24 protein-coding genes and 1 rRNA gene are annotated in these 25,748 nt (G+C 68.5%); 12 read left to right on the plus strand and 13 right to left on the minus strand.

Annotated features, from left to right (window positions below; genetic code table 11):
• A 5S ribosomal RNA gene (rrf, locus tag HNQ70_RS20670) occupies positions 1–91 on the plus strand; the annotation flags it as partial.
• An 86-nt stretch (positions 92–177) separates the two neighbouring features.
• On the opposite strand, the gene HNQ70_RS17060 is transcribed toward rrf, so the two are convergent.
• The 7 genes from HNQ70_RS17060 to HNQ70_RS17090 all read right to left on the minus strand — a co-directional run bounded on the left by HNQ70_RS17060 (position 178) and on the right by HNQ70_RS17090 (position 8,353).
• The gene (locus HNQ70_RS17060; RefSeq protein WP_183970453.1) at positions 178–1,218 is read right to left on the minus strand and encodes an ABC transporter ATP-binding protein; all 1,041 of its coding nucleotides are present in this window, start codon (positions 1,216–1,218) and stop codon (positions 178–180) included.
• Positions 1,219–1,286: 68 nt separating this feature from the next.
• Positions 1,287–2,393, minus strand: a complete 1,107-nt coding sequence (locus HNQ70_RS17065; RefSeq protein ID WP_183970009.1) for an ABC transporter ATP-binding protein — start codon at positions 2,391–2,393, stop codon at positions 1,287–1,289.
• A 2-nt stretch (positions 2,394–2,395) separates the two neighbouring features.
• On the minus strand, positions 2,396–3,310 hold the full coding sequence (locus tag HNQ70_RS17070; RefSeq protein ID WP_183970011.1) for an ABC transporter permease: 915 nt from the start codon (positions 3,308–3,310) through the stop codon (positions 2,396–2,398).
• Positions 3,311–3,329: 19 nt separating this feature from the next.
• Positions 3,330–4,907 (minus strand): ABC transporter substrate-binding protein, encoded by a 1,578-nt coding sequence (locus HNQ70_RS17075; RefSeq protein WP_183970013.1) that lies wholly within the window; start codon positions 4,905–4,907, stop codon positions 3,330–3,332.
• Positions 4,908–4,942: 35 nt separating this feature from the next.
• On the minus strand, positions 4,943–6,160 hold the full coding sequence (locus tag HNQ70_RS17080; RefSeq protein WP_183970015.1) for a M20 aminoacylase family protein: 1,218 nt from the start codon (positions 6,158–6,160) through the stop codon (positions 4,943–4,945).
• Between the two features lie 25 nt (positions 6,161–6,185).
• Positions 6,186–7,169 carry an ABC transporter permease gene (locus HNQ70_RS17085; RefSeq protein ID WP_183970017.1) on the minus strand — a complete coding sequence of 328 codons (984 nt, stop codon included), beginning with the start codon at positions 7,167–7,169 and terminating at the stop codon, positions 6,186–6,188.
• Positions 7,166–8,353, minus strand: coding sequence for a M20 aminoacylase family protein (locus tag HNQ70_RS17090; RefSeq protein ID WP_183970019.1), 1,188 nt, complete (start codon positions 8,351–8,353; stop codon positions 7,166–7,168). The genes HNQ70_RS17085 and HNQ70_RS17090 overlap by 4 nt, the downstream gene beginning before the upstream one ends.
• Before the next feature lie 200 nt (positions 8,354–8,553).
• Between HNQ70_RS17090 and HNQ70_RS17095 the strand changes: the two genes are divergently transcribed.
• Positions 8,554–10,629 (plus strand): molybdopterin-containing oxidoreductase family protein, encoded by a 2,076-nt coding sequence (locus HNQ70_RS17095; RefSeq protein ID WP_183970021.1) that lies wholly within the window; start codon positions 8,554–8,556, stop codon positions 10,627–10,629.
• A 1-nt stretch (position 10,630) separates the two neighbouring features.
• Positions 10,631–11,803 (plus strand): aminopeptidase, encoded by a 1,173-nt coding sequence (locus tag HNQ70_RS17100; protein ID WP_343060820.1) that lies wholly within the window; start codon positions 10,631–10,633, stop codon positions 11,801–11,803.
• On the opposite strand, the gene HNQ70_RS17105 is transcribed toward HNQ70_RS17100, so the two are convergent.
• From HNQ70_RS17105 to HNQ70_RS17115, 3 genes are all read right to left on the minus strand, one after another.
• Positions 11,696–12,217: a MarR family winged helix-turn-helix transcriptional regulator gene (locus HNQ70_RS17105; protein ID WP_183970023.1), complete on the minus strand. Its 522-nt coding sequence runs from the start codon at positions 12,215–12,217 to the stop codon at positions 11,696–11,698. The genes HNQ70_RS17100 and HNQ70_RS17105 overlap by 108 nt on opposite strands.
• Positions 12,218–12,463: 246 nt before the next feature.
• Complete coding sequence (locus HNQ70_RS17110) at positions 12,464–13,564, minus strand: porin (RefSeq protein ID WP_183970025.1); 1,101 nt, start codon at positions 13,562–13,564, stop codon at positions 12,464–12,466.
• Between the two features lie 293 nt (positions 13,565–13,857).
• Positions 13,858–15,003, minus strand: a complete 1,146-nt coding sequence (locus HNQ70_RS17115; RefSeq protein ID WP_183970027.1) for a porin — start codon at positions 15,001–15,003, stop codon at positions 13,858–13,860.
• A gap of 276 nt (positions 15,004–15,279) precedes the next feature.
• On the opposite strand from HNQ70_RS17115, the gene coq7 reads away from it, so the two are divergent.
• Positions 15,280–15,927, plus strand: a complete 648-nt coding sequence (coq7, locus tag HNQ70_RS17120) for a 2-polyprenyl-3-methyl-6-methoxy-1,4-benzoquinone monooxygenase (RefSeq protein ID WP_183970029.1) — start codon at positions 15,280–15,282, stop codon at positions 15,925–15,927.
• An 86-nt stretch (positions 15,928–16,013) separates the two neighbouring features.
• Here coq7 and HNQ70_RS17125 read toward each other — a convergent pair whose 3' ends face one another.
• Positions 16,014–16,436 carry an OsmC family protein gene (locus HNQ70_RS17125; protein WP_183970031.1) on the minus strand — a complete coding sequence of 141 codons (423 nt, stop codon included), beginning with the start codon at positions 16,434–16,436 and terminating at the stop codon, positions 16,014–16,016.
• A gap of 619 nt (positions 16,437–17,055) precedes the next feature.
• Here HNQ70_RS17125 and rplM point away from each other — a divergent pair.
• From rplM to erpA, 4 genes are all read left to right on the plus strand, one after another.
• Positions 17,056–17,484, plus strand: coding sequence for a 50S ribosomal protein L13 (rplM, locus tag HNQ70_RS17130; protein WP_183970033.1), 429 nt, complete (start codon positions 17,056–17,058; stop codon positions 17,482–17,484).
• Between the two features lie 52 nt (positions 17,485–17,536).
• Positions 17,537–17,929, plus strand: a complete 393-nt coding sequence (gene rpsI / locus HNQ70_RS17135; protein ID WP_183970035.1) for a 30S ribosomal protein S9 — start codon at positions 17,537–17,539, stop codon at positions 17,927–17,929.
• A gap of 193 nt (positions 17,930–18,122) precedes the next feature.
• Complete coding sequence (gene argC / locus HNQ70_RS17140; protein WP_183970037.1) at positions 18,123–19,169, plus strand: N-acetyl-gamma-glutamyl-phosphate reductase; 1,047 nt, start codon at positions 18,123–18,125, stop codon at positions 19,167–19,169.
• Positions 19,170–19,301: 132 nt separating this feature from the next.
• Positions 19,302–19,652: an iron-sulfur cluster insertion protein ErpA gene (erpA, locus tag HNQ70_RS17145; protein ID WP_183970039.1), complete on the plus strand. Its 351-nt coding sequence runs from the start codon at positions 19,302–19,304 to the stop codon at positions 19,650–19,652.
• A 134-nt stretch (positions 19,653–19,786) separates the two neighbouring features.
• Here erpA and HNQ70_RS17150 read toward each other — a convergent pair whose 3' ends face one another.
• Both HNQ70_RS17150 and HNQ70_RS17155 read right to left on the minus strand, forming a co-directional pair.
• Positions 19,787–20,962 carry an anhydro-N-acetylmuramic acid kinase gene (locus tag HNQ70_RS17150; protein WP_183970041.1) on the minus strand — a complete coding sequence of 392 codons (1,176 nt, stop codon included), beginning with the start codon at positions 20,960–20,962 and terminating at the stop codon, positions 19,787–19,789.
• Positions 20,963–21,029: 67 nt separating this feature from the next.
• The gene (locus HNQ70_RS17155; RefSeq protein ID WP_246435083.1) at positions 21,030–22,343 is read right to left on the minus strand and encodes a M23 family metallopeptidase; all 1,314 of its coding nucleotides are present in this window, start codon (positions 22,341–22,343) and stop codon (positions 21,030–21,032) included.
• Positions 22,344–22,509: 166 nt separating this feature from the next.
• Between HNQ70_RS17155 and tyrS the strand changes: the two genes are divergently transcribed.
• Genes tyrS through HNQ70_RS17175 form a run of 4 tightly spaced genes read left to right on the plus strand, consistent with a single transcriptional unit; the run spans position 22,510 to position 25,566 of the window.
• Entirely contained in the window at positions 22,510–23,751 is a 1,242-nt protein-coding gene (gene tyrS / locus HNQ70_RS17160; RefSeq protein ID WP_183970045.1) for a tyrosine--tRNA ligase, read from the plus strand.
• Between the two features lie 6 nt (positions 23,752–23,757).
• Positions 23,758–24,294 (plus strand): D-aminoacyl-tRNA deacylase, encoded by a 537-nt coding sequence (locus tag HNQ70_RS17165; protein ID WP_183970047.1) that lies wholly within the window; start codon positions 23,758–23,760, stop codon positions 24,292–24,294.
• On the plus strand, positions 24,291–24,920 hold the full coding sequence (locus HNQ70_RS17170; protein WP_183970049.1) for a YbhB/YbcL family Raf kinase inhibitor-like protein: 630 nt from the start codon (positions 24,291–24,293) through the stop codon (positions 24,918–24,920). The genes HNQ70_RS17165 and HNQ70_RS17170 overlap by 4 nt, the downstream gene beginning before the upstream one ends.
• 7 nt (positions 24,921–24,927) lie before the next feature.
• A complete protein-coding gene (locus HNQ70_RS17175) occupies positions 24,928–25,566 on the plus strand; it encodes a histidine phosphatase family protein (protein WP_183970051.1) in 639 nt (212 codons plus the stop codon).
• Positions 25,567–25,748: the final 182 nt, after the last annotated feature.

Below are 25,748 nucleotides of genomic sequence, written 5' to 3' on the forward strand. Positions count from 1 at the left end.
ACCACCCCTTCCCATCCCGAACAGGACCGTGAAACGCCTCTGCGCCGATGATAGTGAGCAGCTCGCTCGTGAAAGTAGGTCATCGTCAGGCAAATTTATGCAAGACAAAAGGCCAGCGAAAGCTGGCCTTTTGTCTTTGTGGCGCGCGATGCAGGCGGCCGTTTCGTGGCAGCTGCATCAGGCCCACTCCACCCGTTTCTCCGCCACAGCGTGGCAGGCGACTGATCCGTACGGGTCGGCTTCGAGCTGCGGGCGCTCGGTGAGGCATCGCTCATCGGCGTAAGGGCAGCGCGGATGGAACGCGCATCCGCTCGGCGGTGTCAGCGGGTTGGGCACTTCGCCTGCGACCGGCGTGCGGGCTCTGCCGCTCATCTCGAGGTCCGGAATGGCGTCGAGGAGCAAGCGGGTGTAGGGATGGCGCGGGCGGCCGAAGAGGTGCTCGCGCGTCGAGATCTCGACGATTCGGCCCAGGTACATGACCCCGACTCTGTCGCTCACGTGGTGGACGACCGCCAAGTTGTGCGAAATGAAGAGGTAGGTGAGGCCGTGGCGCGCCTGCAGGTCGCGCATCAGGTTCAGGACCTGTGCCTGGACTGACACGTCCAGTGCGGACGTGGGCTCATCACAGACGAGGAATTCTGGTTCGGATGCCAACGCTCGAGCGATCGAGATGCGCTGGCGCTGCCCGCCGGAGAACTGGTGCGGGTACTTGGTCGCGTCGGCGGGGGATAGGCCGACCAGTTGCAGCAGTTCGGCGACGCGCTCGAGCCTCTCGCGCCTAGTGCGCAGCAGGCGGCGCATTCGGAGCGCCTCCGCGACGATCTCCGCTATCGTCCAGCGCGGATTGAGACTCGCGTAGGGATCCTGGAAGATCATCTGCACGCGCGCGGGTGCCGGTGCCCCATGCGGTGCGGCCTGCATCTCGGCGAGTTCCTTGCCTCGGTACAGGACGCGTCCGCGGGTGGGGCGGTACAGGCCCACCAGCATGCGGGCAACGGTGGACTTGCCGCAGCCGGATTCGCCGACGAGGGCGAGCGTTTCGCGCTTGCGAATGTCGAATGAGACGTCATCGACCGCATGGATCAGTTGGCGCGAGCGGCCTTCGAGAACGCGATTGAGCCAGGGGGCGGAGACATCGAAGCTCTTCGTAAGCCCTTCGGCGCGGACGAGCGGCAGGTTGTCGGTAGCTGCCGCGCGGGCGGAACCGTTCTTACTCATCGCCGCGCACGCTCTCATCGCCGCGCTCTCGTTCATCGCCGTGCTCTCGTTCATTGAGGCCTTCTCGTTCATCGCCGTGCCCCGGTGTCCGCGCTTGCGGATGCGTGCAGCCAGCACGCTGCCTGCGAGGATCCGGCGGCCATCAGGGGCGGGCGCTCGCTTCGGCAGATCGGCATCGCCTCAGGGCAGCGCGGATTGAACGCGCAGCCCGATGGGATGGCGTCGAGCCGGGGCATCGAGCCGTCGATCTGCGCGAGCCGCTCTCGTGTCTCGCCAAGAGTGGGGATCGAACCCATCAGGCCGACGGTGTAGGGGTGCTGGGGGCGGTGGATGACCTCGGTGACCGGGCCGAGCTCGGCGATGCGCCCCGCGTACATGACGGCGACCCGGTCGGCCGTCTCGGCGATCACGCCCATGTCGTGGGTGACCAGCATCACCGCGGTGCCATGCCGGTGGCAGAGGTCGCGCAGCAGGGCGATGATCTGCGCCTGGATCGATACGTCGAGCGCGGTGGTGGGTTCGTCGGCGATGAGCAGCTTCGGTTCTGCTGCGAGCGCGAGTGCGATCACGACGCGCTGGCGCATTCCGCCTGAGAACTGGTGGGGGTAGTGGTCGATTCGCTCGTCCGGTGCGGGGATCCCGGTCGAGCGCAGCAGCTCGATCGCGCGTTCACGGGCGCTGCTCCTGCCAAGGTTCAGGTGTGCCTGGATGGTCTCGATCAGCTGCCGTCCGACGGTGTAGAGCGGATTCAGCGAGGTGAGCGGATCCTGGAATATGGCGCCGATTTCGCGGCCGCGCACCTTGCGCATCTCGCCGGGAGGGAGATTGTCTATTCGTAGACCCTGCAGCCTGATCTCGCCCGCCGCGATGCGCCCGGGCGGCTCGAGCAGTCCGATGATCGCGGCGCCGGTGAGGGATTTGCCGGCGCCCGATTCGCCCACCACACCGAGCACTTCTCCGGGCGCGATCGTGAAGGAGATTCCGTCCAGCGCCGTGAGGGTGCCGCGGCGATTGGGAAACTCCACCCGAAGATCGATGACCTCCAGCAAGGGGCGCCCACCGTGCGCTGGCGCCGGTGTGCCGCTGGTCGCGTTGTCAGGCACGGGCGTCGACAGTTGCCCGCTCTCGTTGCCGGGCGTGGACGTGGACGTCGGGTTGTTCCGGTCGATGCTCATGGTCAGCGCAGCTTGGGGTTGAGCGCGTCGCGCAGCCAGTCGCCGAGCAGGTTCACCGACATGCACAGGAGCACGAGGGCGAGTCCGGGGAATACAACGAGCCACCACTCCCCGGAGTAGAGGAAGTTGTTGCCGGTGTTGATCATCGTTCCGAGCGAGGGCGAGGTGGGCGGGACGCCCACGCCGAGGAAGGACAAGGTCGCCTCGGTGATGATCGCGGTGGCGACGTTGATGGTGCCGATCACGAGGACGGGGCCGAGTGCGTTCGGCAGCACGTGGGTGGCCATGATCCGCAGCGGGGACACGCCGATGACGCGGGCGGCCTGCACGTACTCGCGATTCTTCTCGACCATCGTCGAGCCGCGGACCGTCCGCGCGTACTGGACCCAGTTGGCGAGTCCGATCGAACCGACGAGCACCATCAGGCTGAGGGTGTCGCTGTGCGCGTCGCGCGGCAGCATGGCGCGCGCGGCGCCGTCGATCAGCAGGGCGATCAGGATCGCCGGGAAGGAGAGCTGGACGTCTGCCACCCGCATGATGAAGGCGTCGAGCCTGCCGCCGACGTAACCGGACAGCAGACCGAGGCTGACGCCCAGCACCAGGGCCAGAAGCACCGACGCGACGCCCACAGCCAGCGAGATCCTCGATCCGTACAGGATGGTGGAGAGGACGTCGCGGCCCTGGTCGTCGGTGCCGAGCGGATACGCGATGCGTCCTTCGGCGCTCCAGGCGGGCGGCAGCAGCGAGTCGTTGAGGTCCAGCGAGGCGAGCTCGAACGGCTGGTGCGGTGCGACCCAGGGCGCGAACACCGCGCCGAACACCAGGATCGCGGTGACCAGGGCCGCGGCGATCGCTACGGGGCTGGTGCGGAAGCTGAACCAGAGATCGCTGTCGCGCAGGCGGGCGAGTGCGCTCATCGGCGTGACGGCGCGCCGTTCACATGCCCCCCCACTTGTAGTGATGATAGTTGTCCGACATCTGCACCACCCTGACGTTCTTCTGCATTCCCCAGGCCAATGCCTGCTGGTGGAGCGGGATGTGGCCGATGTCGTCCTGGTGGATCCTGAAGGCCTCGGCGATCATCGCGCCGCGTTTCTTCTGGTCGGTCTCGGAAGCGATCCTGTCGGTGAGCTCGTCGAGCTTCGGGTTGCTGTAGTTGCCCAGGTTGAATTGCCCGCGTCCGCTCGCGCCCGGTGTGGCCATCAGCGCGTTGAGCGGGTTATGCGAGTCGTAGGTCCCGGGGGTCCAGCCGAGCATGTAGAACGAGGTGTTGCGCGAGAGGATCTTCGGGAAGTAGGTGGCCTTCGATTCCGCCTCGAGATTGATCTTCACGCCGACGCGCGCGAGCATCCCTGCGACCGCCTGGCAGATTTCGCCGTCGTTGACGTAACGGTCGTTCGGGCAGTTCAGCTTCACTTCGAAGCCGTTCGGATAGCCCGCCTCCGCGAGCAGCTTCTTCGATGCTTCCGGATCGTAGGGCAGGCGCTTGTCCAGTTCGGCCACGTAGCCGCGGATGCCCGGCGCCACCATCAGCCCGGTAGGCGTGGCGGCGCCGCGCATGATCCGCGTGCGGATCGCTTCCATGTCGATCGCCTGGTAGAAGGCCTGGCGAACGCGCTTGTCCTTGAAGGGGTTCTTGCCCTTGACGCTCGAGTAGAGGAGTTCGTCGCGGGACTGGTCCATGCCGAGGAAGATGGTGCGCAGCTCCGGCCCCTGGAGCACTTCGATCGCCGGGTTGCGCTTGAGCCGCGCGACGTCCTGCACCGGCACCGGCTGCATCATGTCGACTTCGCCCGATGCGAGCGCGGCGACGCGGGTGGCGTCGTTGCCGATCGGCGTGTAGACGACCTCTTCGAAGTTGCCTTCGATCTTTCCCCAGTAGCCGAAGTTGCGCACGAGCACGGTGCGCACGCCGGGGTCGCGCGACTTCAGCCTGAACGGGCCGGTGCCGTTGGCGCGGAACGAGGCCGCGTTCTCGATGCCCTTGCGCTTGTCCACCGGGCGCTCGGCGCTGTTCTCGGTGCACCACTTGCGGCTCATCACGTATACCGACGACAGCACGTCCGGCAGGATGGGGAAGGGGGTCTGCGTGATCACGTCGACCGTGTGGTCGTCGATCCGCTTCACCTCCTTGATCGTGTTCGTGTACGAGCGCATGTCGGAGCCTTCGCTCGCGGCGCGCTGCAGCGTGAACACGACGTCGTCGGCGGTGAAGGGCGTGTTGTCGTGGAAGCTGACGTTGCGCCGCAGCTCGAAGCGCCAGGTGGTCGGGTTCACCTGGCTCCACGAGGTGGCCAGCGCTGGCGTGAGTCCGAGCTTCTTGTCGCGCCCGACCAGCGGCTCGTACACGTTGCCGGTGAACGAGAGCTGCACCGATTCGTTCAGCGAGTGCGGATCCATCGACAGGGCATCGCCCTGGTCCGCGACGCGGAAGGTCTTCGCGTGCGCGGCGCCGGTGGCGAGCGCCGCAGCGGTGGCCAGCGCAATCGTGAGTCGTCGCAGTCTGCCGTTCATCTCGGGCTCCTCGGTGGTGTGCGCCTCTGTAAGGCTCAGGCGGGCAGCGGCATGCCGCGCTCGATCAGCCGCACGAAGAGCGCAGCGCCGAGCGGCAGGATGCCGTCATTGAAGTCATAACACGCGTTGTGCAGGAAGCACCCGCCGGTACCAGTGCCCTGGCCGATCCGGAAATAGGCGCCGGGCCGCTTCTGCAGCATGAAGGCGAAGTCCTCCGAGCCCATGCTCGGCTCCAGGTCGCGGACCAGCTTGTGCGCGCCGACCAGTTCCTCCGCGACCCGCTGTGCGAACAGCGCCTCGTCGCGCGAGTTGATCGTGGCGGGGTAGATGCGCTCGTACTGGACGGTGGCGCGCGCGCCGAAGCCTTCGGCGATGGAAGTGCACAGGCGGCTCAGGTTCTGCTCGACCATGTCCTGGGTGTCCCGCCGGAAGGTGCGCACCGTGCCGACGATGCGCGCCTCGCGCGGGATCACGCTCATGGCCCCGGAGTTGCCGGCCTCGATCGAGCACAGGCTGACGACCGCCGAATCGATCGGACTCACGTTGCGCGACACGATGCTCTGCGCTGCGGTGATGATGTGCGCCGCGACCAGCACGGGGTCGATCGCGAGGTAGGCGTGCGCGCCGTGGCCGCCCTTGCCTTCCACCGTGATCGTCACGCGGTCGGCGGCGGCCATCATCGGGCCGGGGCGCACTGCGAGCGTACCGGGGGGCAGGGCAGGCCAGTTGTGCATCGCGTACACCGCATCGCAGGGGAAGCGTTCGAAGAGGCCGTCGTCGATCATCGCCTGAGCGCCGCCGAAGCCTTCCTCGCCAGGCTGGAAGATCAGGTGGGCCACGCCGTCGAAATTGCGGGTGATCGCGAGCTGTCGCGCTGCGCCCAGCAGCATCGTGGTGTGGCCGTCGTGCCCGCAGCCGTGCATCAGCCCTGGCCGCTGCGAGCGGTGCTCGAAGTCGTTCTCCTCGTGCATCGGCAGCGCGTCCATGTCGGCGCGCAGGCCGATCCGGCGCCCGGAGTCGTCCCGCCGGCCGCGGATCACTGCCACCAGCCCGGTGCGGCCGACGCCGCGGTGGATCTCGCCGACCCCGTAGCGCTGCAGCTCCGCGGCGACCAGGTCGCCGGTGAAGTGCTCCTCGAAGCCGAGCTCGGGATTGCGGTGCAGCCGCCGGCGGATCGTGGTCAGCTCGTCGTGCCAGGCACGGATCGACGCGATTGCCGGGTGCTGTCCCAGGTAGGACTCGGGGGCGTTCATCTGCGGCTGTCCTGCGGGGAAGGGCCTAGTGGGAGCTGCTTGCGCGATCGATGCGCAGCCTGGGGTCGACCGCGAAGTACAGCAGGTCGACGGCGAGGTTGATCACGACGAACACCAGCGCGATCAGGCACAGGTAGGCCGCCATGATGGGGATGTCGGCGCTCTGCACCGCCTGGATGAAGAGCAGGCCCATGCCGGGCCACTGGAACACGGTCTCGGTGATGATCGAGAACGCGATGATCGAGCCCAGCTGCAGGCCCGCGATGGTGATCACCGGGACCAGCGTGTTGCGCAGCGCGTGGCCGAAGTGGATCGTCCGGTCCGGCAGGCCGCGCGCCCGTGCGAAGCGGATGTAGTCGGTGCGCAGCACCTCGAGCATCTCTGAGCGCACCAGCCGCATGATCAGCGTCAGCTGGAACAGGCAAAGCGTGAACGCCGGCAGCAGCAGGTGCTTCCAGCCATCGACGGTGAGCAGGCCGGTGCTCCACCAGCCCAGCGCCACGGTGTCGCCCCGCCCGTAGGACGGCAGCCAGCCGAGCACCACCGCGAACAGCAGGATCAGCAGGATGCCGATCAGGAAGGTGGGCAGCGAGACGCCGATCAGCGAGACCGCGAGGAACAGGTTGGCGAGCCAGCCATCGCGCTTCAACGCGGTGTAGACGCCCAGCGGGATGCCGGCCGTCAGCGCGAGCACAGCTGCTGCCAGCGACAGCTCCAGCGTGGCCGGCAGCCGCTCCTCGAGCAGCGTCGAGACCTTGCGCCCCTGCCGGTAGGAGAGACCGAATTCGCCCTGGACGGCGTTGCCGACGAAGCGGGCGAACTGGGCGTGGAAGGGCTGGTCCAGGCCGAGCTTGCTGCGCAGCTCGGCGCGCTCCTCGGGCGTGGCGTCCTGGCCGACCATCGCGAGCACCGGGTCGCCGACGTACTGGAACAGCGAGAACGCGATGAAGGCAACCACCAGCATCACGGCAGCCGCCTGCAGGATGCGTCGCAACACGAAAGCGATCATCGGGCCAGGTATCGCTCGACCAGGCGCACCCAGAAGCTCGAGCCGATGGGCAGCAGGTCGTCGTTGAAGTCGTAGGACGGGTTGTGCAGCATGCAGGGGCCGAGCCCGTGGCCGGCCGAGCGGTGATCGCCGCTGCCGTTGCCCGCCATCAGGTAGCAGCCGGGGCGCGCCTGGAGCATGAAGGCGAAGTCCTCCGAGCCCATCGTCGGCTCGAAGTCGAGCACGTTGGCCTGGCCGACCAGTTCCTCGAGCACCTCGCGCGCGAAGGCGGTCTCCCGCTCATGATTGATGGTGGGCGGGTACTTGCGCTCGAAGCGCAGTGTGCCGGCGGCGCCGAAGGCCGGCGGCAGCCCCTCGACGATGGTGCGCATCCGGTCCTCGATCAGGTCGAGCGCCTCGCTGGTGAAGGTGCGCACCGTGCCGCTGATGACCGCGGTGTCGGGGATCACGTTGTTCGCGTCGCCGGCGTGGATCTGGGTCACCGAGATCACTGCGGTGTCGATCGGTTTCTTGTTGCGCGTGATGATCGACTGCAGCGCCTGCACGACGTGCGTTGCGACCAGCACCGGGTCGGTGCAGTTGTCGGGCATCGCCGCGTGGCCGCCCTTGCCGCTGACGGTGATGGTGAACTCGTTGCTGCTGGCCATCACCGGCCCGGGGCGCAGCGCGAACTGCCCCAGCTTCATGCCGGGCCAGTTGTGAACGCCGAACACCGCGTCGCACGGGGCTTTCTCGAACAGGCCGTCGTCGATCATGCGCTGCGCGCCTGCGCCGCCTTCTTCGGCCGGCTGGAAGATCAGGTGGACGGTGCCGTCGAAGTCCTGCTGCTGCGCGAGGTGGCGCGCGGCGCCCAGCAGCATCGCCGTGTGGCCGTCGTGGCCGCAGGCGTGCATCTTGCCGGGGTGGCGGGAACGGTGCTCGAACTCGTTGTGCTCCTGCAGCGGCAGCGCGTCCATGTCGGCGCGCAGCCCGAGCGACCGGGACGAGGAGCCGGCCCGGATGGTGCCGACCACGCCGGTTCCGCCCAGCCCGCGCAGCACGGGGATGCCCCACCTCGCGAGCTGCCCGGCGACCAGGTCGGAGGTGCGGTGTTCCTCGAAGCGCAGCTCGGGGTGCGCGTGGATGTCCCTGCGGATGTCGCGGATTTCGTGCTGGAACTCGATGATGCTGTCCACCAGCTTCATGACGGTCTGCCGGGCGTTTGCGTGGGTTTAGCTTAGCATCGGCGGCAGGATCCCGCCCGGGAATGCGAACCGTTCCACGCCGATCCGGCTGCGCGCCGCGAGCACGGTTCGCGCCCGTCGGCGGCTTGCGTTAGCCTTGCCGGAAACTGCGGCGGCCGGGCGATCCATGCCCTGCGCACGTCGCGGTGCGGAGGATCCCGATGGACATCAAGGCTGGCGACATCGTCGTCAAGGGCGCCTGCCCCCACGATTGCCCCGACACCTGCGCGCTGCACGTCACGGTGCGCGACGGCCGTGCGATCCGGGTCGCGGGCGATCCCGACCATCCGACCACGCGGGGCGTGCTGTGCACGAAGGTGTCGCGCTACACCGAGCGCACCTACCACCCGGACCGGGTGCTGACCCCGCTGCGGCGCATCGGCCCCAAGGGCAGCGGCCGCTTCGAGCCGGTGGGCTGGGACGAGGCGCTCGATGCGATCGCGGCACGCCTGCAGGCGATCGCCGCGCGCGATCCGCAGCGCATCCTGCCCTACAGCTATTGCGGAACGATGGGCTGGGTGCAGGGCGAGGGGATGGCTTCGCGCTTCTTCCACCGCCTCGGCGCCTCGAGGCTGGATCGCACGATCTGCGCGAGCGCCGGCATGGCGGGGCTGGAGTACACGATGGGCGCCGCGGTGGGAATGGACGTTGAGCGCTTCGTCGATTCCGGGCTGATCCTGATCTGGGGCACCAACGCGATCACCTCCAACCTGCACTTCTGGAGCATCGCCCAGGAGGCGAAGCGGCGCGGCGCGAGGCTGGTTGCGATCGATCCCTACCGCAGCGACACCGCGATGAAGTGCGACCGCCACGTCGCGCTGCTGCCGGGCACCGACGCGGCGCTTGCGCTGGGCATCGCCAACGTGCTGATCGGCGAGGACCTGCTGGACCATGACTACATCGCCCGTCACACCTTGGGTTTCGACGCGCTGCGCGCGCGCGCGGCGGAGTACCCGCCTGAACGCGTGGCGCGCATCTGCGGCATCGCTGCCGACGACGTGACCTGGCTGGCGCGGGCGCTGGCCGGCACGCGGCCGGCGGCGATCCGCGTCGGCTATGGCCTGCAGCGCACCCGGGGCGGCGCCAACGCGGTCCGCGCGGTGATGAGCCTGCCGGCGCTGACGGGTGCCTGGCGCGATGCCGGCGGCGGTGCGCTGCTGTCGACCAGCGGCCACTTCCCGCAGGACCTGGCGGCGCTCACGCGTCCCGACCTGATGCCCGGATGGCCGGGCGCGCTTCCGCGCGTCGTGAACATGGTGGAGATCGGCGACGCGCTGCTCGGCGCAGATCCGCCGATCGAGGCAGTGGTCGTCTACAACTCGAACCCGGTGGCGGTGGCGCCGGACTCCGAGAAGGTGATCCGAGGCTTCGCGCGCGAAGACCTGTTCACCGTGGTGCTGGAGCACTTCCTGACCGACACTGCGGACCACGCCGACTACGTGCTGCCGGCCACCACCCAGCTCGAGCACTTCGACCTGCACAAGACCTACGGTCACCGCTACCTGGTGGCCAACAACCCGGCGATCGCTCCGCTGGGCCAGGCGCGCGCGAACTCGGACATCTTCCGGGCGCTCGCGCAGCGGATGGGCTTCGACGATCCGTGCTTCGCCGAGACCGACGAGCAGGTCGCCGCCGCCGCGCTGCGCTGGGACGACCCCAGGATCGCGGGCGTCACCCTTGGCCAGATCCGCGAGCACGGCTGGCTCAAGCTGAAGGTTCCCGATGCGCCCTTCGCCCAGGGCGGGTTTCCGACCCCGTCGGGGAAGTGCGAACTGGCCAGCCCGCGGCTGGCGCAGCAGGGGCTGGATCCGGTGCCGGATTTCCTGCCGCCGCATGAGTCGGCTGCGTCGGCGCCGGAGCTGGCCGCGCGCTACCCGCTCGCGCTGATCAGCCCGCCGGCGCGCAACTTCCTGAACTCCACCTTCGTCAACGTGGACAGCCTGCGGGCGTCCGAGAAGGCGCCGGGCTGTGAGCTGCACCCGGAAGACGCGGCGGCGCGCGGCATCGCCGACGGCGACCAGGTTAGGGTGTTCAACGATCGCGGCGCCTTCCTCGCGCGCGCCCGGGTCAGCGAGCGTGCGCGCCGCGGCGTGGCGGTCGCCTGGGGCGTCTGGTGGCACAAGCTCGCGCCCGGCGGGCGCAGCGTCAATGCCGTCACCTCGCAGGCGCTGACCGACATGGGGCGTGCTCCGACTTTCTACGACTGCCTGGTGGAGATCGCCGGGGCGCAGGAATAGGGTGGGGCGCGTGCGCATCGGGGCGATCCTGCTCGCGGCGGGCCTGGCGGCCGGCTGTGCCGCCACCACAGTCGATCTCCCGTATTACTGGCAGTCCGCCGTCGGCCAGGTCTCGGTGCTGCAGCGCGCGCGGCCGATCGGCGATCTGCTGGCGGATCCCGCGCTCGACGAGCGCCTGCGCCCGAAGCTGCGGCGGGTGCTGGAGATCCGGTCCTTCGCCTCGCGCGAGCTTGGCCTGCCGGACAACGGCAGCTACACGCGCTACGCGGACCTGGGCCGGCCCTTCGTGGTCTGGAACGTGTTCGCCACGCCCGAGCTGTCGATGCAGATGAAGCAGTGGTGCTTCCCGGTGGCGGGCTGCGTGACCTACCGCGGCTACTTTGAGCGCGACGCGGCCGAGCGCCATGCGGCCGAGCTCAGGACGCAGGGCTGGGAGGCATACGTGGCCGGCGTGCCGGCGTACTCCACTTTGGGCTGGTTCGACGATCCGGTGCTCAACACCTTCGTCCATGCGCCGGATGGCGAACTGGCGCGCCTGATCTTCCATGAGCTCGCGCACCAGGTGCTCTACGTGAAGGGGGACTCGGCCTTCAACGAGTCCTTCGCCACTGCGGTGGAGGAGGTCGCTGTGGAGCGCTGGCTCGACGCCGGGGGCGACCCCGCGGTGCGGGCGGCCTACGACCGGTTCGCCGAGCGCCGGCGGGCCTTCGTCGCGCTGCTCGTCCGGCACCGGGACGAGCTTGCAGCGGTCTTTGCGGGCGATGCGACCGACGAGGAGAAGCGCGCCGGCAAGCAGGCGGTGCTGGCATCGCTTCAGCAGGGTTACCGGGCGCTGAAGGCCGCCTGGGGCGGCTGGGCGGGCTACGACCGATGGTTCGCGCAGCCGCTCACCAATGCGCATCTCGCGTCGGTGGCCACCTACCACGAGCTGGTGCCCGGCTTTCGGCTCCTCCTCGACGAGGCGGGGGGCGAGTTGCCGCGCTTCTTCGAGCGCGCACGGGAACTGGCGGCGCTGCCGCAGGCCGAGCGGCGCAGGAAGCTGGGCGCCTGGTGCGCGCCCTGTGGATCAGTGCGCGTCGCCGTTGCCGAGGCAGCGGGTGACCGAGGTTTTCAGCTTGCCCAGCAGGGCATGGAGCTCGTGCTGCTCGCTGCGGGTGAGCCCGCCGAACAGTGAGATCACCCAGCGCTCATGCTCCTGGGCGATGGTGTCGAAGCGCGCCCGGCCGGCATCGGTGAGCCGCAGCCGGATGGCACGGCGGTCGTCGGGCACCGATTCGCGGACGATCAGGCCCTCGGCCTCCAGGAAGTCGGCCAGCGCGGTGACGTTGCCGCCGGTGACCATCAGTCGCTGGGAGAGCTGGCTCATCTTCAGCCCTGCGGGGTGCTGGGCCAGCTGCGCCATCAGTTCGAAGCGCGGGCTGGTGGTGTCGAAATCGCTGCGCAGCCGTCGCTGCAGAGTGCCGCCGATCAGGTCGCGGCAGGTCATCATCCTCAGCCACAGCTTGAGCGCGGTGTGGTCGCCGGCCTCGAGCCGCGTCTCGTGGTCTGCGAGCGCTTCGATGGACGGTGACGGGTCGGTGGGCAGCATGGCTTCTGGGTCAGTCGGCGTCGCGGAAGTCTAAGGCGAAAGCCTTGGGCGGCAAGTCGCCGAATTGCGGCATTTGGAAGGGCGGCGGGTTTGCCTGCGCCCGGCGGTCCGAAAAGGCGGCGGGGCGCCACGGAGTGCTACCAGGGCGGGCGCCGCTGCGATCGAGACCCAGGAACGGCGAAGGCCGCCCGAAGGCGGCCCCCACTGCGACCGCCGGGAGGCGGTCGTGGATCAGGACGGGCCCGATCAGAAGGCGTGGCGGACGCCCACGTAGAACTGCTTGGTGTCCTGGCCGGCGGTCGGAGCGTTCAGGTCCGCGCCGCTGCGGCTGTAGACGCCGTAGCTCGCGTTGCTGTCGTTGTTGATGACCGCGTAGGAGACGCCCAGCGAGGTGCGCTTGGACAGCGGGTAGTCGTAGCCCAGCGCGAACATCTTGGCGCCGGTGTCGTTGCGCTTGGAGCCGCCGACCTTCATGTCCTGCGCCTGGGTGTAGGCGAACACGAGGGTGCCGGGGCCAACCTTGGCGGTGACCGGGATCGACCAGGCGCCGCGCTTGCGGTCGCCGGTGGTGTCGTACGACAGCTCCGACTCGTCGTAGGTCAGGCCGAGGCTGACCACGCCGAAGTTGTAGGTACCGTACAGGCGCCAGGCCTGCTGGCCGGTGTTGTCACCCGCAGCGGCGTTCTTGTAGCCGTCGAACTTCTCGTCCCAGTAGGCGCCGCCGACCGTGAACGGGCCGCCGCTCCAGGCGAGGTCCAGTTCCCAGGCGTTGCCCTTGTTGCCGTCGCCCATCGCGCCGGCTTCGGCTCCGTTGGCGCCCGGCGACCAGGCTGCGCCGCCCTTGAGACCGCCCATTTTCGGCAGGTCGTAGCGCACCACGTTGCTCGAGCGCGAGGCGCGGGCGATCGGGTTGGAGTTGCTGCCGACGTAGGACAGCAGACCGGCGTTGGAGGCCTGGTGGGCGGTGGCGTAGCTCTGGAAGCTATCGATGCCCTGGTTCCAGTACAGGTCCAGCTTGCCGAGGCGGACGGTACCGAAGCCGCCGGTCAGGCCGACGAAGGTGTTGCCGCCGGCCAGCGACTGCGTGCCGCCGTTGTCCGGACGGAAGCGGTTGTCCATCTGGAAGATGGCCTTGAGCCCGCCGCCGAGGTCCTCGGTGCCCTTGATGATGAAGCGGGACGAGCCGTCGATCATCGCGGTGTGGTTGCCGTTGTTGCTGGCGCCGTTGCTGTACTTGGTCTGCGCGACGCCGGTCTTGAAGTTGCCGGTCATCACCACATTGGTCTGCGCATGCACGAGCGCCGGCACGGCGGCGGCGACGGCTGCTGCGAGAAGGGCCTTCTTCATTACTGGGTTCTCCCTGGGTTTCGGAAATTGCTCGGCGTCCCTCGTGGGCCGCCGGAACTCCACGAGCAGATCAAGCCTGGCGCTTGGGCCTGGCGAGGGTCCGTCTCGGTGGTGCGGAGGCCATGAGACCAGCGCGCCGATGACGGTTTTGTGACGCTCGCGCGGGTGGCGATCATCCAGGGGAGATTGTTGTGCGTTGGCAACGGATCTGGAGGCAAGATGGCCGCGGGATCCTGGCGCACAGAAAAGAAAAAGCCGCCCGAAGGCGGCTTTCTCCAACCGATGAAGCCGGTTTAGAAGGCGTGACGCACGCCCAGGTGCAGCTGCTTCTGGTCCTGGCCCGCGGTCGGCGAGGTCAGGTTGTTCAGGGCAGCGCCCGTGAAGTAGCCGTACGCAGCGTTCGAATCGTTGTTCAGCACGGCGTAGGAAACGCCGACCGACGTACGCTTCGACAGCGGGTAGTCGTAGCCAACAACGTACATCTTGGCGCCGGAGTTGGAATCCTTCGAGCCGTTGTACTTGGCGTCCATCGCCTGCGAGTACGTGAACAGCAGCGTGCCGGCACCCAGCTTGGCCGTGACCGGCAGCGACCAGGCGCCGCGCTTCACGTCGCCGCCGCCAACCGAGGAGACCTCGGCTTCGTCGTACACCAGGCCGACCTTGAACATGCCGAAGTTGTAGCCGCCGAAGACACGCCAGGCTTGCGTGCCCTCGTGCGAGCCGGCGGCGAAGGTCTTGTAGCCCTCGACCTTCTCGTCGAAGTAGGCGGCGCCGACGTTCAGCGGGCCAGCGGCGTAGCCGATGTTGGCCGACCAGACCTGGCCCTTGTTGCCGTCACCCATGCCGGCGCCTTCGCCAGCGCCCGCGCCGGCCGAAGCGCCGGTCGAGTAGGTCAGGCCACCGGAGAGGCCGCCGAAGTTCGGGCTATCCCAACGGATGACGTTGTTCAAACGGCTGTTCCGGGCGACGGTGGCGGTGTTCGCGGTGCCGACCGTGGTCGTGCCCAGCGAGCCGTTGACGTAACCCAGGATGGACGTGTTCGAATGCTGCAGCGCGGTCGCGCGGGCACCGTGCTCGTCCAGGCCGAAGTAGTAGTAGGTGTCCAGCTTGCCGAGGCGAACCGTACCGAAGCCGCCAGCCAGGCCGACGAAGGTGTTGCCGCCGGCCAGCGACTGCGTGCCGCCGTCGTCCGGACGGAAGCGGTTGTCGACCTGGAAGATGGCCTTCAGGCCGCCGCCGAGATCCTCGGAGCCGCTGATGATGAAGCGCGAGGAACCGTCGTTCATCGCGGTGTGGTTGCCGTTGTTGGCAACGCCGTTGCTGTACTTGGTCTGGGTGATACCCGTCTTGACGTTGCCCGACAGGACCACGTTGGTCTGCGCGTAGGCAAACGCGGGCAGGGCGGCCGCGACAGCCACTGCGAGAAGCGATTTTTTCATTGATCAATCTCCTAGGTTTCTGGAATCAATCGGCAGCCCTCGAACCGCCGCAACTCCCCGAAGCAAGCCAAATCAGAAACTTGGCCCCGGATAGAAGTCAAACCTATTGTCACCAAATTCAGGGGGCGGGCAAAGGCGAACGAACTGCCGAGCCCAGGTTTTTGACTGTCTTGTAGTATTGCTGCAACAATCCTTCGGTATCACCCGGAGCTGCAGGTGCCGGGAGTTCGCGTTCTTGCCGCTCCTTTTGGGGTGGTCGTCACCGAGGTCCGTGCGATGAATCCTTCGATCAGCCTGAGCCCCCTTGACCGTGCGCTGTCCCTGGCCGGTCGAGCCCTTGCCACCGTGGGGTCGGCCTTGCCGGCCGACCGCCCCTCGCCCGCGCAGGAAGTTGCTGGCGAGGTCGAGCTCTCGCCGGCCGAGCGGCGCCTGTCCGGCGCACTGATGCGGGTGAACCACGTGGGCGAGGTCTGCGCGCAGGCGCTCTACGAGGGGCAGGCGCTCACGACGCGCGATCCGGTGCTGCGCGAACAGTTCCTGCACGCGGCCGCCGAAGAGAACGATCACCTGGTCTGGACCCGCGAGCGGCTCGAGGAGCTCGGCGGCCGGCCCTCGCTGCTCAACCCGCTCTGGTATGCGGGCGCGCTGGTGCTGGGTGCGCTGGCGGGTCGCGCGGGCGACCGGATCAGTCTTGGCTTCATGGCCGAGACCGAGCGGCAGGTGGAGCAGCACCTCGAGGGGCATCTGGACCGGCTTCCGGTGCAGGACGCCCGCTCGCGAGCGATCGTCGCCGTCATGAAGGAGGACGAGGTGGCCCATGCGGATGCTGCCATCCGGCTCGGCGGCGTCGAGCTGCCCGCGCCAGTGCGCGGTCTGATGCGCGCCGCCGCGCGGGTGATGACGAGCTCCGCGCATTACATATAGACAGGCAGCGATCGCGACGGGGAGGGGGCGGCCGCTCCCTCGGAAGCTGTGACTGAACCCGGTGCGCGGGATTCGTTCACGGGTTTTCAGTCTTCGATCAGTTCCCAGCCGAGCGACAGTTCCGCGGTCTTGGCGAGCATCGCCGAGGCCGAGCAGTACTTGTCGTGCGACAGCTTGATCGCGCGCTCCACCAGGTTCGGCTTCATGCCGCGCCCGCGCACCGTGAACTGGAAGTGGATGCGGGTGAACACCTTGGGGTCGGTTGGCGCGCGCTCGGCGACCAGCCTGGCTTCGCAGCCGCGGATCTCCTGGCCGCTCTTGCGCAGAATCACCACCACGTCGTAGGCCGCGCATCCGCCGGCGCCCAGCAGCATCATTTCCATCGGCCGTGGCGCGAGGTTGCGGCCGCCGCCTTCCGGTGCGCCGTCCATCGCCACGACATGCCCGCTGCCGGTTTCGGCCAGGAAGGTCATGCCTTCGCCGCCGGTCCACTTCACTGTGCACTCCACGGTGTTCTCTCCTTTCAGGGGTAAGGGATGGACGGGAATGTTGCGTTGCGCAAAACCCGCATTAGAGGTTTTCTTCTAGAGGTGGACTGGGCCACAGCGAATTTGGGGCGCCCAGTATAGAAATACAATCTAATAAACAATGAGTTAGGAGTCGTACAGGGTAAACCCGTGAACTCTGGGAGGACCCTGGGTGCTGGTGTTCATGCAACGAATATCTTGCAATGCACAAATCGTTTCGGTATCATTCGTTCCATTGGTTGTCGATCACAACCCACCGATGTCTCCTCCACCCTCCTCCTTTGGTGGATTAAGCCCGAACCTCGTGTTCGGGCTTTTTTTTGGCCGGTTGGCCCATCTGCCTGGTCCATCCGGTCTGGCGGTGGTGCAGTCGAAATCCGCCGCGAGGGCCATCGCGAAGCGTGGACAGACGTTGTGAAGAAAAAGGGCTTTGACCGGAGCCGCGTGTCCGGGCTAGAATATCAGGCTTTCCGCGCGTCCGATTTCTTGCGCGGGTTCTGGCAGGCCCCACAGGCCTGGCTTCCAGGGCCAGCCGAATCGGGTGATTCCGGTGTCTGAACAAGCGAGCCGCATTCAAAAGCGGGTCACTGCGAGTATTTTCATGAAAACCTTTTCCGCCAAGCCGCATGAAGTCAAGCGCGACTGGTTCCTGGTCGATGCCAGCGACAAGGTGCTGGGCCGCCTCGCTGCCGAGATCGCCCTTCGCCTGCGCGGCAAGCACAAGCCCGAGTACACCCCGCACGTCGACACCGGCGACTTCATCGTCGTGGTCAACGCCGGACGCCTGCGCGTCACGGGCAACAAGGGCACCGACAAGAAGTACTACCGCCACAGCGGCTACCCCGGCGGCATCAGCGAGACCAACTTCTCGAACATGCAGGCACGCTTCCCGGGCCGCGCGCTCGAGAAGGCCGTCAAGGGCATGCTCCCGAAGGGTCCCCTGGGCTATGCGATGATCAAGAAGCTCAAGGTGTACGGCGAGGGCTCGCATCCGCATTCCGCCCAGCAGCCGCGCACGCTCGATATCTGATCGCCGCTCCCGGCAACCGCACACAGACCGAATACACGAAGGAATCGAACCGATGATCGGTGATTACTACTACGGCACCGGCCGGCGCAAGACCTCGGTGGCCCGCGTCTTCCTGAAGAAGGGCAACGGGAAGGTCGTCGTCAACGGCAAGCCGCTCGATCAGTACTTCGCACGGGAAACCGGGCGCATGGTCGTGCGCCAGCCGCTCGAGCTGACCAACCACGTCGAGACCTTCGACATCATGGTCAACGTGAACGGCGGCGGCGAGTCCGGCCAGGCCGGCGCGGTGCGTCATGGCATCACCCGTGCGCTGATGGACTACGACGGCACGCTCAAGCCCACGCTCTCCAGCGCCGGGCTGGTCACGCGCGATGCACGCGCGGTCGAGCGCAAGAAGGTCGGTCTGCACAAGGCACGTCGCCGCAAGCAGTTCTCGAAGCGCTGATCGGCTTCACTGTTTCAAGGGGCGCTCCGCTGCCGTCTGCACGGCGGCCGGGCGCCGCGCCTTCGGGCGCAGCAGGCCGCCTCCGGGCGGCCTTGTCACATTCCACGCCCGGCCTGGCCGTACACTGACGGGCTCGGGAATGCCGATGGGCGGCGCGTCGCGGCGCCGCCGTCAACACGATGGACGCGCGCACATGATCAAGGTCGGAATCGTCGGCGGCACCGGATACACCGGTGTCGAGCTGCTCAGGCTGCTCTCCCAGCACCCGGAGGTGGAGCTTGCTGCGATCACCTCGCGCAAGGAAGCCGGCATGCCGGTGGCCGACATGTATCCGTCCTTGCGCGGTCGGGTTGCGCTGTCCTTCTGCGATCCCGCCGACGCGGCGCTGTCCTCCTGCGACGTGGTCTTCTTCGCCACGCCCCATGGAGTGGCGATGGCGCAGGCACGCGAGCTGCTGGCCGCCGGCGTCCGGGTGATCGACCTGGCGGCGGACTTCCGCCTGAAGGACACCGCGGAGTTCGAGCGCTGGTACGCGATGCCGCATTCCTGCCCCGACCTGCTGGCCGAGGCGGTCTACGGGCTGCCCGAGGTGAACCGCGATGCGATCCGCAAGGCGCGGCTGATCGGCCTGCCCGGCTGCTACCCGACTTCGGTGCAGCTGGGCCTGCTGCCGCTGCTGGAGCCGGTCGCGGGCGACCTGATCGACGTCGATACCCTGATCGCGGACTGCAAGTCCGGCGTGTCGGGGGCAGGACGCAAGGCCGAGGTGCACACGCTGCTTGCCGAGGCGAGCGACAACTTCAAGGCCTACGGGGTCAGCGGCCACCGCCACCTGCCGGAGATCGTCCAGGGCCTTGGGGCGATCGCCGGCCGCCCGGTGCGGCTGGCCTTCACCCCGCACCTGGTGCCGATGATCCGCGGCATCCATTCGACGCTGTATGCGCGCATTCGTCCCGGCGCCGGCGACACCGATTTCCAGGCTCTCTACGAGCGCCGCTATGCCGACGAGCCCTTTGTCGACGTGATGCCGGCTGGCTCGACGCCCGAGACGCGCTCGGTGCGCGCCTCCAACATGGTGCGCATCGCGGTTCACCGGCCACAGGGCGGCGACCTGCTGGTGATCCTGGTGGTCGAGGACAACCTGGTGAAGGGGGCTTCCGGCCAGGGGGTCCAGGTGATGAACCTGATGCTGGGGCTACCCGAGACGCTCGGTCTCACCCAGCTGCCGGTCCTTCCTTGAGCGCCCTGGAGGCATTCCGCCAGCCCCCGGTCCGCTGGCTGCATCGAAGGGTCCGGGGCCCCGTATGACATGGCTGCCGGCAAGGTTTTGAGGCGGCAGCTAGAATCGAGCGATAACAGGAGGTTCGAGACAATGAACGCAGTTGCAGAGATGCCCGCACCGCTGCTCTTCACCGACAGCGCCGCCGACAAGGTTCGCCAGCTCATCGACGAGGAAGGCAATGCCGACCTGAAGCTGCGCGTGTTCGTGCAGGGCGGCGGCTGTTCGGGCTTCCAGTACGGGTTCACGTTCGATGAAGAGACGAACGAGGACGACACCGTGATGGAGAAGAACGGCGTGACCCTGCTGATCGACGCGATGAGCTACCAGTACCTGGTCGGCGCCGAGATCGACTACAAGGAAGACATCGAGGGCGCCCAGTTCGTGATCAAGAACCCGAACGCGACCACCACCTGCGGTTGCGGGTCGTCGTTCACGCCCTGATCGGACGCCCGGGGCCTTGTGCCCTGATGCAACAGCGAAAACGGGCCCCTCGGGGCCCGTTTTCGTTGGGCAGGACGGCGCTCCCGGGGGCTGCGTGCTGATCTCGCGGCTGCGCGTGTGCCGGAGTCCCGCGTTCAAGCCGCTGGCGCCAGAGCGCGAAGCGGCGCCGGATACAGGGCGCCGAGCACCCGGGGCCCGCGCGCGCCGGTGACTTCAGGCAGGTTGCCAGGCTCGCCTCGCAGGCGCTGCGCGGCCAGCCAGGCGAAGGCCACCGCCTCCACCGCCTGCGAGGCGGCGCCAAGGCTGTCGGTGGCTGCCACGGTGGCGGGGGCGCACAGCGCGCCGAGCCGCTGCATCAGCAGCAGGTTCCGCGCGCCGCCGCCGCAGATGAAGACTTCGTCGGCACGGAATGCGCTGCAGGCCTGTGAAATCGTGAGCGCGGTGAGCTCGGCGAGCGTGGCCTGGACGTCGGCCGGGTCGGGCAGGGGCGGCGTCGTCGTGGCGCCGGCGGAGGGGCCAGCGCCACCGGCACCGGGTTCGGCACCGGCTCCGGCGAGCCGCGCGTCCAGCCATTCGGCATGGAAGAGGTCCCGGCCCGTGCTCTTCGGCGGCGCAAGCCGGAAGTAGGGCTCGTCCAGCAGCCGTTCCAGCAGTGCCGGCAGCACCCGGCCGCCAGCGCCCCAGGCGCCGTCGCGGTCGTAGGGTGCGCCTGTGTGGCGTTCACACCAGAGGTCCAGCAGCAGGTTGCCCGGCCCCGTGTCATGGCCGCGGACGGTCTCGCCCGGCGCCAGCAGGCTGACGTTGGCGATACCGCCGATGTTGACGACGGCGCGCCGCCTGGAGGGGTGGGTGAAGGCGCCGGCGTGGAAGGCCGGCACCAGGGGGGCGCCCTGGCCGCCGGCGGCCACGTCGGCGCTGCGGAAGTCGCAGGCCACTGCGATGCCGCTGCGCTCGGCGAGCCGTGCGCCGTCCATCAGTTGCAGCGTGTAGCCTTCCTCCGGGCGATGGCGCACCGTCTGACCGTGGGCGCCGATCGCCCCGACTGCAGCCGCGTCCAGCCGCGCATCCGCGAGCAGACGATGCACGACCTCGGCATAGAGATCGGCGAGCGCGACGGTGGCCCTTGCCGCGCGCGCGAGTTCGTCGGGGCCGGGCCGTTGCAGCGCGAGAAGCTCGCCGCGCAGCGCCGCCGGCATGGGCAGCGACGCGAAGGAAAGCGTTTCGGGGCGGGCGCCGGCGAAGTCGACCAGTGCACCGTCGACCGCGTCGACGCTGGTGCCGGACATCAGGCCGATGAACAGGTCCGGCATCGGCGGATCGGGAAGGAAGGGCGAGGCCAGCAGGCGGCCGGTCCGCAGGGGGCGGCCGCCACTGCGTCTACTGGAAGCTGGCGACGCGCAGCGAGTCGAGTTGCGCGAGCTGCTCGCGGATGCTCTGGACCGAGGCCATCAGCGCCCTGCGCTCGCCGGGTGACAGCGGCTTGGAGTCGGGGATGGCCACGCCCATGGGGTCGACCTGCTCGCCGTCGATCTTCACCTCGTAGTGCAGGTGCGGGCCGGTGGTCCAGCCGGTCATGCCGACCGCACCGAGCGTGTCGCCCTGCCGGATCTTCGCGCCGGGCGTCAGGCCGGGGGCGAAATCGTTCAGGTGGGCGTAGAGCGTGGAGTACTGGTTGCGATGGTTGACGATCACCACGTTGCCGTAGCCGCGCTGCTGGCCGACGAACTCCACGGTGCCGTCGGCAGTGGCGCGGACGCGGGTGCCGATCGGTGCGGCGAAATCCACGCCCTTGTGGGCGCGCCAGTCGCGCAGCACCGGGTGCATGCGGGCGGGGCTGAATCCGGAGCTGATGCGGCTGAACTCGAGCGGATTGCGCAGGAAGCTCTTCTTGAGGCTGCGCCCGTCGAAGGTGAAGTACTCGCCGCGGCCGTCGCGCTCGTGCCAGAAGGCCTCGTGGCGCTCGCCGGCGCTGACCAGCTCGACCGCGAGCAGGCGGCCGGCCTGTGCCTGGTCGAGGCTGCCTTCCTCGCGGACGGATTCGTAGACCACGCGCAGGCGGTCGCCCTTGCGAAGGTCGCGGTCGAAGTCGAGGTCGCCGCCGAAGATGTCGGCGACGCGGATCGCGACCCCCTCCGGGATGCCGACCGCGTCGGTTGCGGCGAACAGCGACGATCGGATCTCGACGCTGCGCATCTCGATGGTGCGCTCGAGCGGGATGATGTCCTCGGTCGCGGTGAAGCGGTCCCCGTCGCGGACGATCTCGAGCCGGGTGAGCGGGGTGGGCTCGCCGGCATCGGCGGCGTCCGCCTCGAGGCCGCCGAAACGGTAAGTGAAGCGCTGGATGCGGCCAAGCGCATCGACCTCGGCCTGCACCGTGCGGCCGGCGCGCATCTGCAGCGCCAGACGGCCGACCGGGTCACCGGCGGCAAAGCGCAGGAACCCGGGGTCGTTCGCGCCGAGCCGACCGACCAGCTGGCCGAGGGTGTCGCCGCGGCGGATGGTCTCGGTCTGGATGAAGCTGTCCAGCGATTCCGGAACCTCGAGCGCCAGCGGGATGGTTTCCGTGATGTGCTGTTCCGGCGGAAGCTCGGCCTCGGCAAGCGGCGCGACGCCGAAGGCGGTGACTGCGCCCAGGAGGCCGACGGCGGCGGTGGCGATGGCGACGTGGAAGAAGTGCTTGTTTCGATGCATCGTCACGGGCTGTGTCGGCGGACCTGATCGAGCGGGCGTGAAGCGGGGCGCGGGCCGGTCGGATAGAATCGAGGGCTTCGCGGCGCGTGGAAAAGCATTCGCGCTCGCAGCATCTTCCGGTCCCCGCCCGGGACGGATCGACGGATTGTAAACGAAAAGACGCACCGTGATTCCAGAGCCGACGAACGATCAAGATCGCCCGACCAGCGAGGCCGTGCGGCACGCGCTGGAGGTCTCCCTGCGCGGCTGCGAAGAGCTGCTGATCCGCTCCGAATGGCAGGCCAAGCTCGTCCGCAGCGAGGCCAGCGGCGAGCCGCTGCGCATCAAGCTGGGCCTGGACCCGACGGCGCCCGACCTGCACATCGGCCACACGGTGGTGCTGAACAAGATGCGCCAGCTGCAGGACCTCGGCCACAAGGTGATCTTCCTGATCGGCGACTTCACCGCGATGATCGGCGACCCTTCCGGCCGAAACACCACGCGTCCGCCGCTCACCCGCGAGCAGATCGAGGAAAACGCGCGCACCTACTTCAACCAGGCCAGCCTGGTGCTGGACGCGCAGAAGACCGAGATCCGCTACAACTCCGAGTGGTGCGACCCGCTGGGCGCGCGCGGCATGATCGAGCTGGCGGCGAAGTACACGCTGGCCCGGATGATGGAGCGCGACGACTTCACCAAGCGCTTCAAGGGCGGGCTGCCCATCTCCGTGCACGAGCTGCTCTACCCGCTGATGCAGGGCTACGACTCGGTCGCGCTGAAGTCCGACCTCGAGCTCGGCGGCACCGACCAGAAGTTCAACCTGCTGGTGGGGCGTGAACTGCAGCGGGAGTACGGCCAGGAGCCGCAGTGCATCCTGACCATGCCGCTGCTCGAGGGACTCGACGGCGTGGACAAGATGTCCAAGTCGAAGGGCAACTACGTCGGCATCACAGAAGCGCCGGCGCAGATGTTCGGCAAGCTGATGTCGATCTCCGACCCCCTGATGTGGCGCTACTTCACGCTGCTGTCCTTCCGGCCGATGGCCGAGATCGGGCGGCTGAAGGAAGAGTGCGCGCAGGGCCGCAACCCGCGCGACGCCAAGGTGATGCTGGCCCAGGAGATCGTCGAGCGCTTCCATTCGCGCGCCGCCGCCGAGCAGGCGCTGGCCGACTTCGAGGCGCGCTTCCGCGAGGGGGCCATCCCCGACGACATTCCCGAGGTACTCCTTGCCGGCGCGCCGATGCCGGTGGCGCAACTGCTCAAGCAGGCCGGTCTGGTGCCGTCCACTTCGGAGGCGATGCGCAACCTCGCCCAGGGCGGCGTGCGCATCGACGGCGCGCGGGTCGAGGACAGGGCGCTCAAGCTCGACCCCGGCACCTACGTGGTCCAGGTCGGCAAGCGCCGCTTCGCCCGCGTCACGCTGTCCTGATCCTCCGTGATCGGCCTGCTGCAGCGGGTCTCGGAGGCCCGGGTCGTGGTCGACGGCGCGACCGTCGGCGCGATCGGCCGCGGCCTGCTGGTGCTGGTCTGCGCGGAGCGCGGCGATGGCGACGAGCAGGCCCGCAGGCTGCTCGCGCGGCTGCTGACCTATCGAGTGTTTCCCGACGAGGCCGGACGGATGAACCGCTCGCTCTCCCAGCTTGCCCAGGAGGCCCGAGGGACGCAGGACGCCCGGGAGCCGCAGGACGCCGGGGAGGCCCGGGAGGCGCCCGGCGAAGCAGGTCTGCTGCTGGTGCCACAGTTCACGCTCGCGGCGGACACCCGCAGCGGTACCCGTCCGGGCTTCTCGCCGGCCGCCGAGCCCGAGGAAGGCCGGCGGCTGTTCGCGTTGCTGGCCGAGGAGGCCCGGCGCGAGCATCCGACGGTTGAAACCGGTATCTTCGGGGCTGACATGAAGGTCCATCTGGTCAACGACGGCCCGGTCACGTTCTGGCTGCGGGCCGATCCCCCCATGCAGGAGGCGAAACGATGAAACTGCGCAGCGATTCCTTTGCCGATGGCGGCACCATTCCGGTGGAGTTCGCGTTCGGGAAGATCGATCCCGCGAGCCACATCTCGCTCGCGGGCAACCGCAATCCGCACCTGGCCTGGAGCGAGGCGCCGGTCGGGACGAAGTCCTTCGCGGTGGTCTGTCACGACAGCGACGTGCCCTCGAGCGGCGAGGACGTCAACCAGGAAGGGCGCGAGGTGCCGGCGTCGCTGCCGCGCGTCGACTTCTTCCACTGGGTGGTGGTGGACCTGCCGGCCTCGCGCAGCGAGATCGCCGCCGGCGAGTTCTCCAACGGGGTCACCCCGAAGGGCAAGTCCGGTCCGGCCGCGAAGCAGGGCGCGCGCCAGGCCGTCAACGACTACACCGACTGGTTCGCGGGCGACCAGGACATGTCCGGTGACTACTATGGCTACGACGGCCCCTGCCCCCCGTGGAACGACGGCATCGTGCATCACTACCACTTCACGGTATATGCGCTCGACGTCGACGTGCTGCCGCTGATGGGGCGCTTCCACGGTGCGGAGGCGATGAAGGTGATCGAGCGCCACGCCCTGGGTCGTGCCCGGATCACCGGTACCTACACGCTGAATCCCCGGCTGGCGGGCTGAGTCGCTCATGGCCGAGCTCGTGCTGGTGCGCCACGGCGTCACCGCCTGGAACCGCGCGAGGCGCTTCCAGGGACACATCGACATCCCGCTCGACGACGAGGGCCACCGGCAGGCGCGGCTCGCCGCGCGGCGGCTGGCGCAGGAGCCGATCTCGGCGGTCTACGCGAGCGATCTCGGTCGAGCGGTGCAGACCGCGGAGCCGATCGCGCAGGCGCTGGGGCTCGCGCTCGGCAGCGAGCCCGGCCTGCGCGAGCGCCACTACGGCGCCTTCGAGGGCCTGGACCACGACACGATTGAGCGGGAGCATGCCGAGGCCTTTGCGCGCTGGCGGGCCCGCGACCCGGACTACGTGCTGCCGGGCGGGGGCGAGACGCTGCGCACCTTCAGCGCAAGGGTGGAGGCCGCGATGCTGCGCCTGGCGCTGCGCCATCCCGGCGAGCGGGTGGTGGCGGTCACCCACGGCGGCGTGCTCGACTGCGCCTACCGGATCGCCAGCGGGCTCGACCTGGGCGCGCCCCGGCGCCACGACCTGCTCAATGCGAGCGTGAACCGCGTTGCCTGGGACGGCGTGCGCTTCAGGCTGATTGCCTGGGGCGACGTGAGCCATCTGGATGCCGCGCTGGACGACGTCGAAGCGCGCGCCTGAGCATGGCGGCCGGCCGGCGCCGGCGGTACAATCCCGGCTTCCGCGTGACTGGCGAAACGGGTGCGCGGCGCTGCAGGCGCCGCTCCATTCCGGGGTGAATCGACACCGTGAAGCGCGGACTCGGCCGATGCCGGTCCCTGGGGCGTGCCCCCGATCCGAGCGAAGGCAGCCGAACGCCTGGG

The organism is Quisquiliibacterium transsilvanicum, from assembly GCF_014202215.1.
In the GTDB taxonomy this organism is placed as follows: Bacteria; Pseudomonadota; Gammaproteobacteria; order Burkholderiales; family Burkholderiaceae_E; genus Quisquiliibacterium; species Quisquiliibacterium transsilvanicum.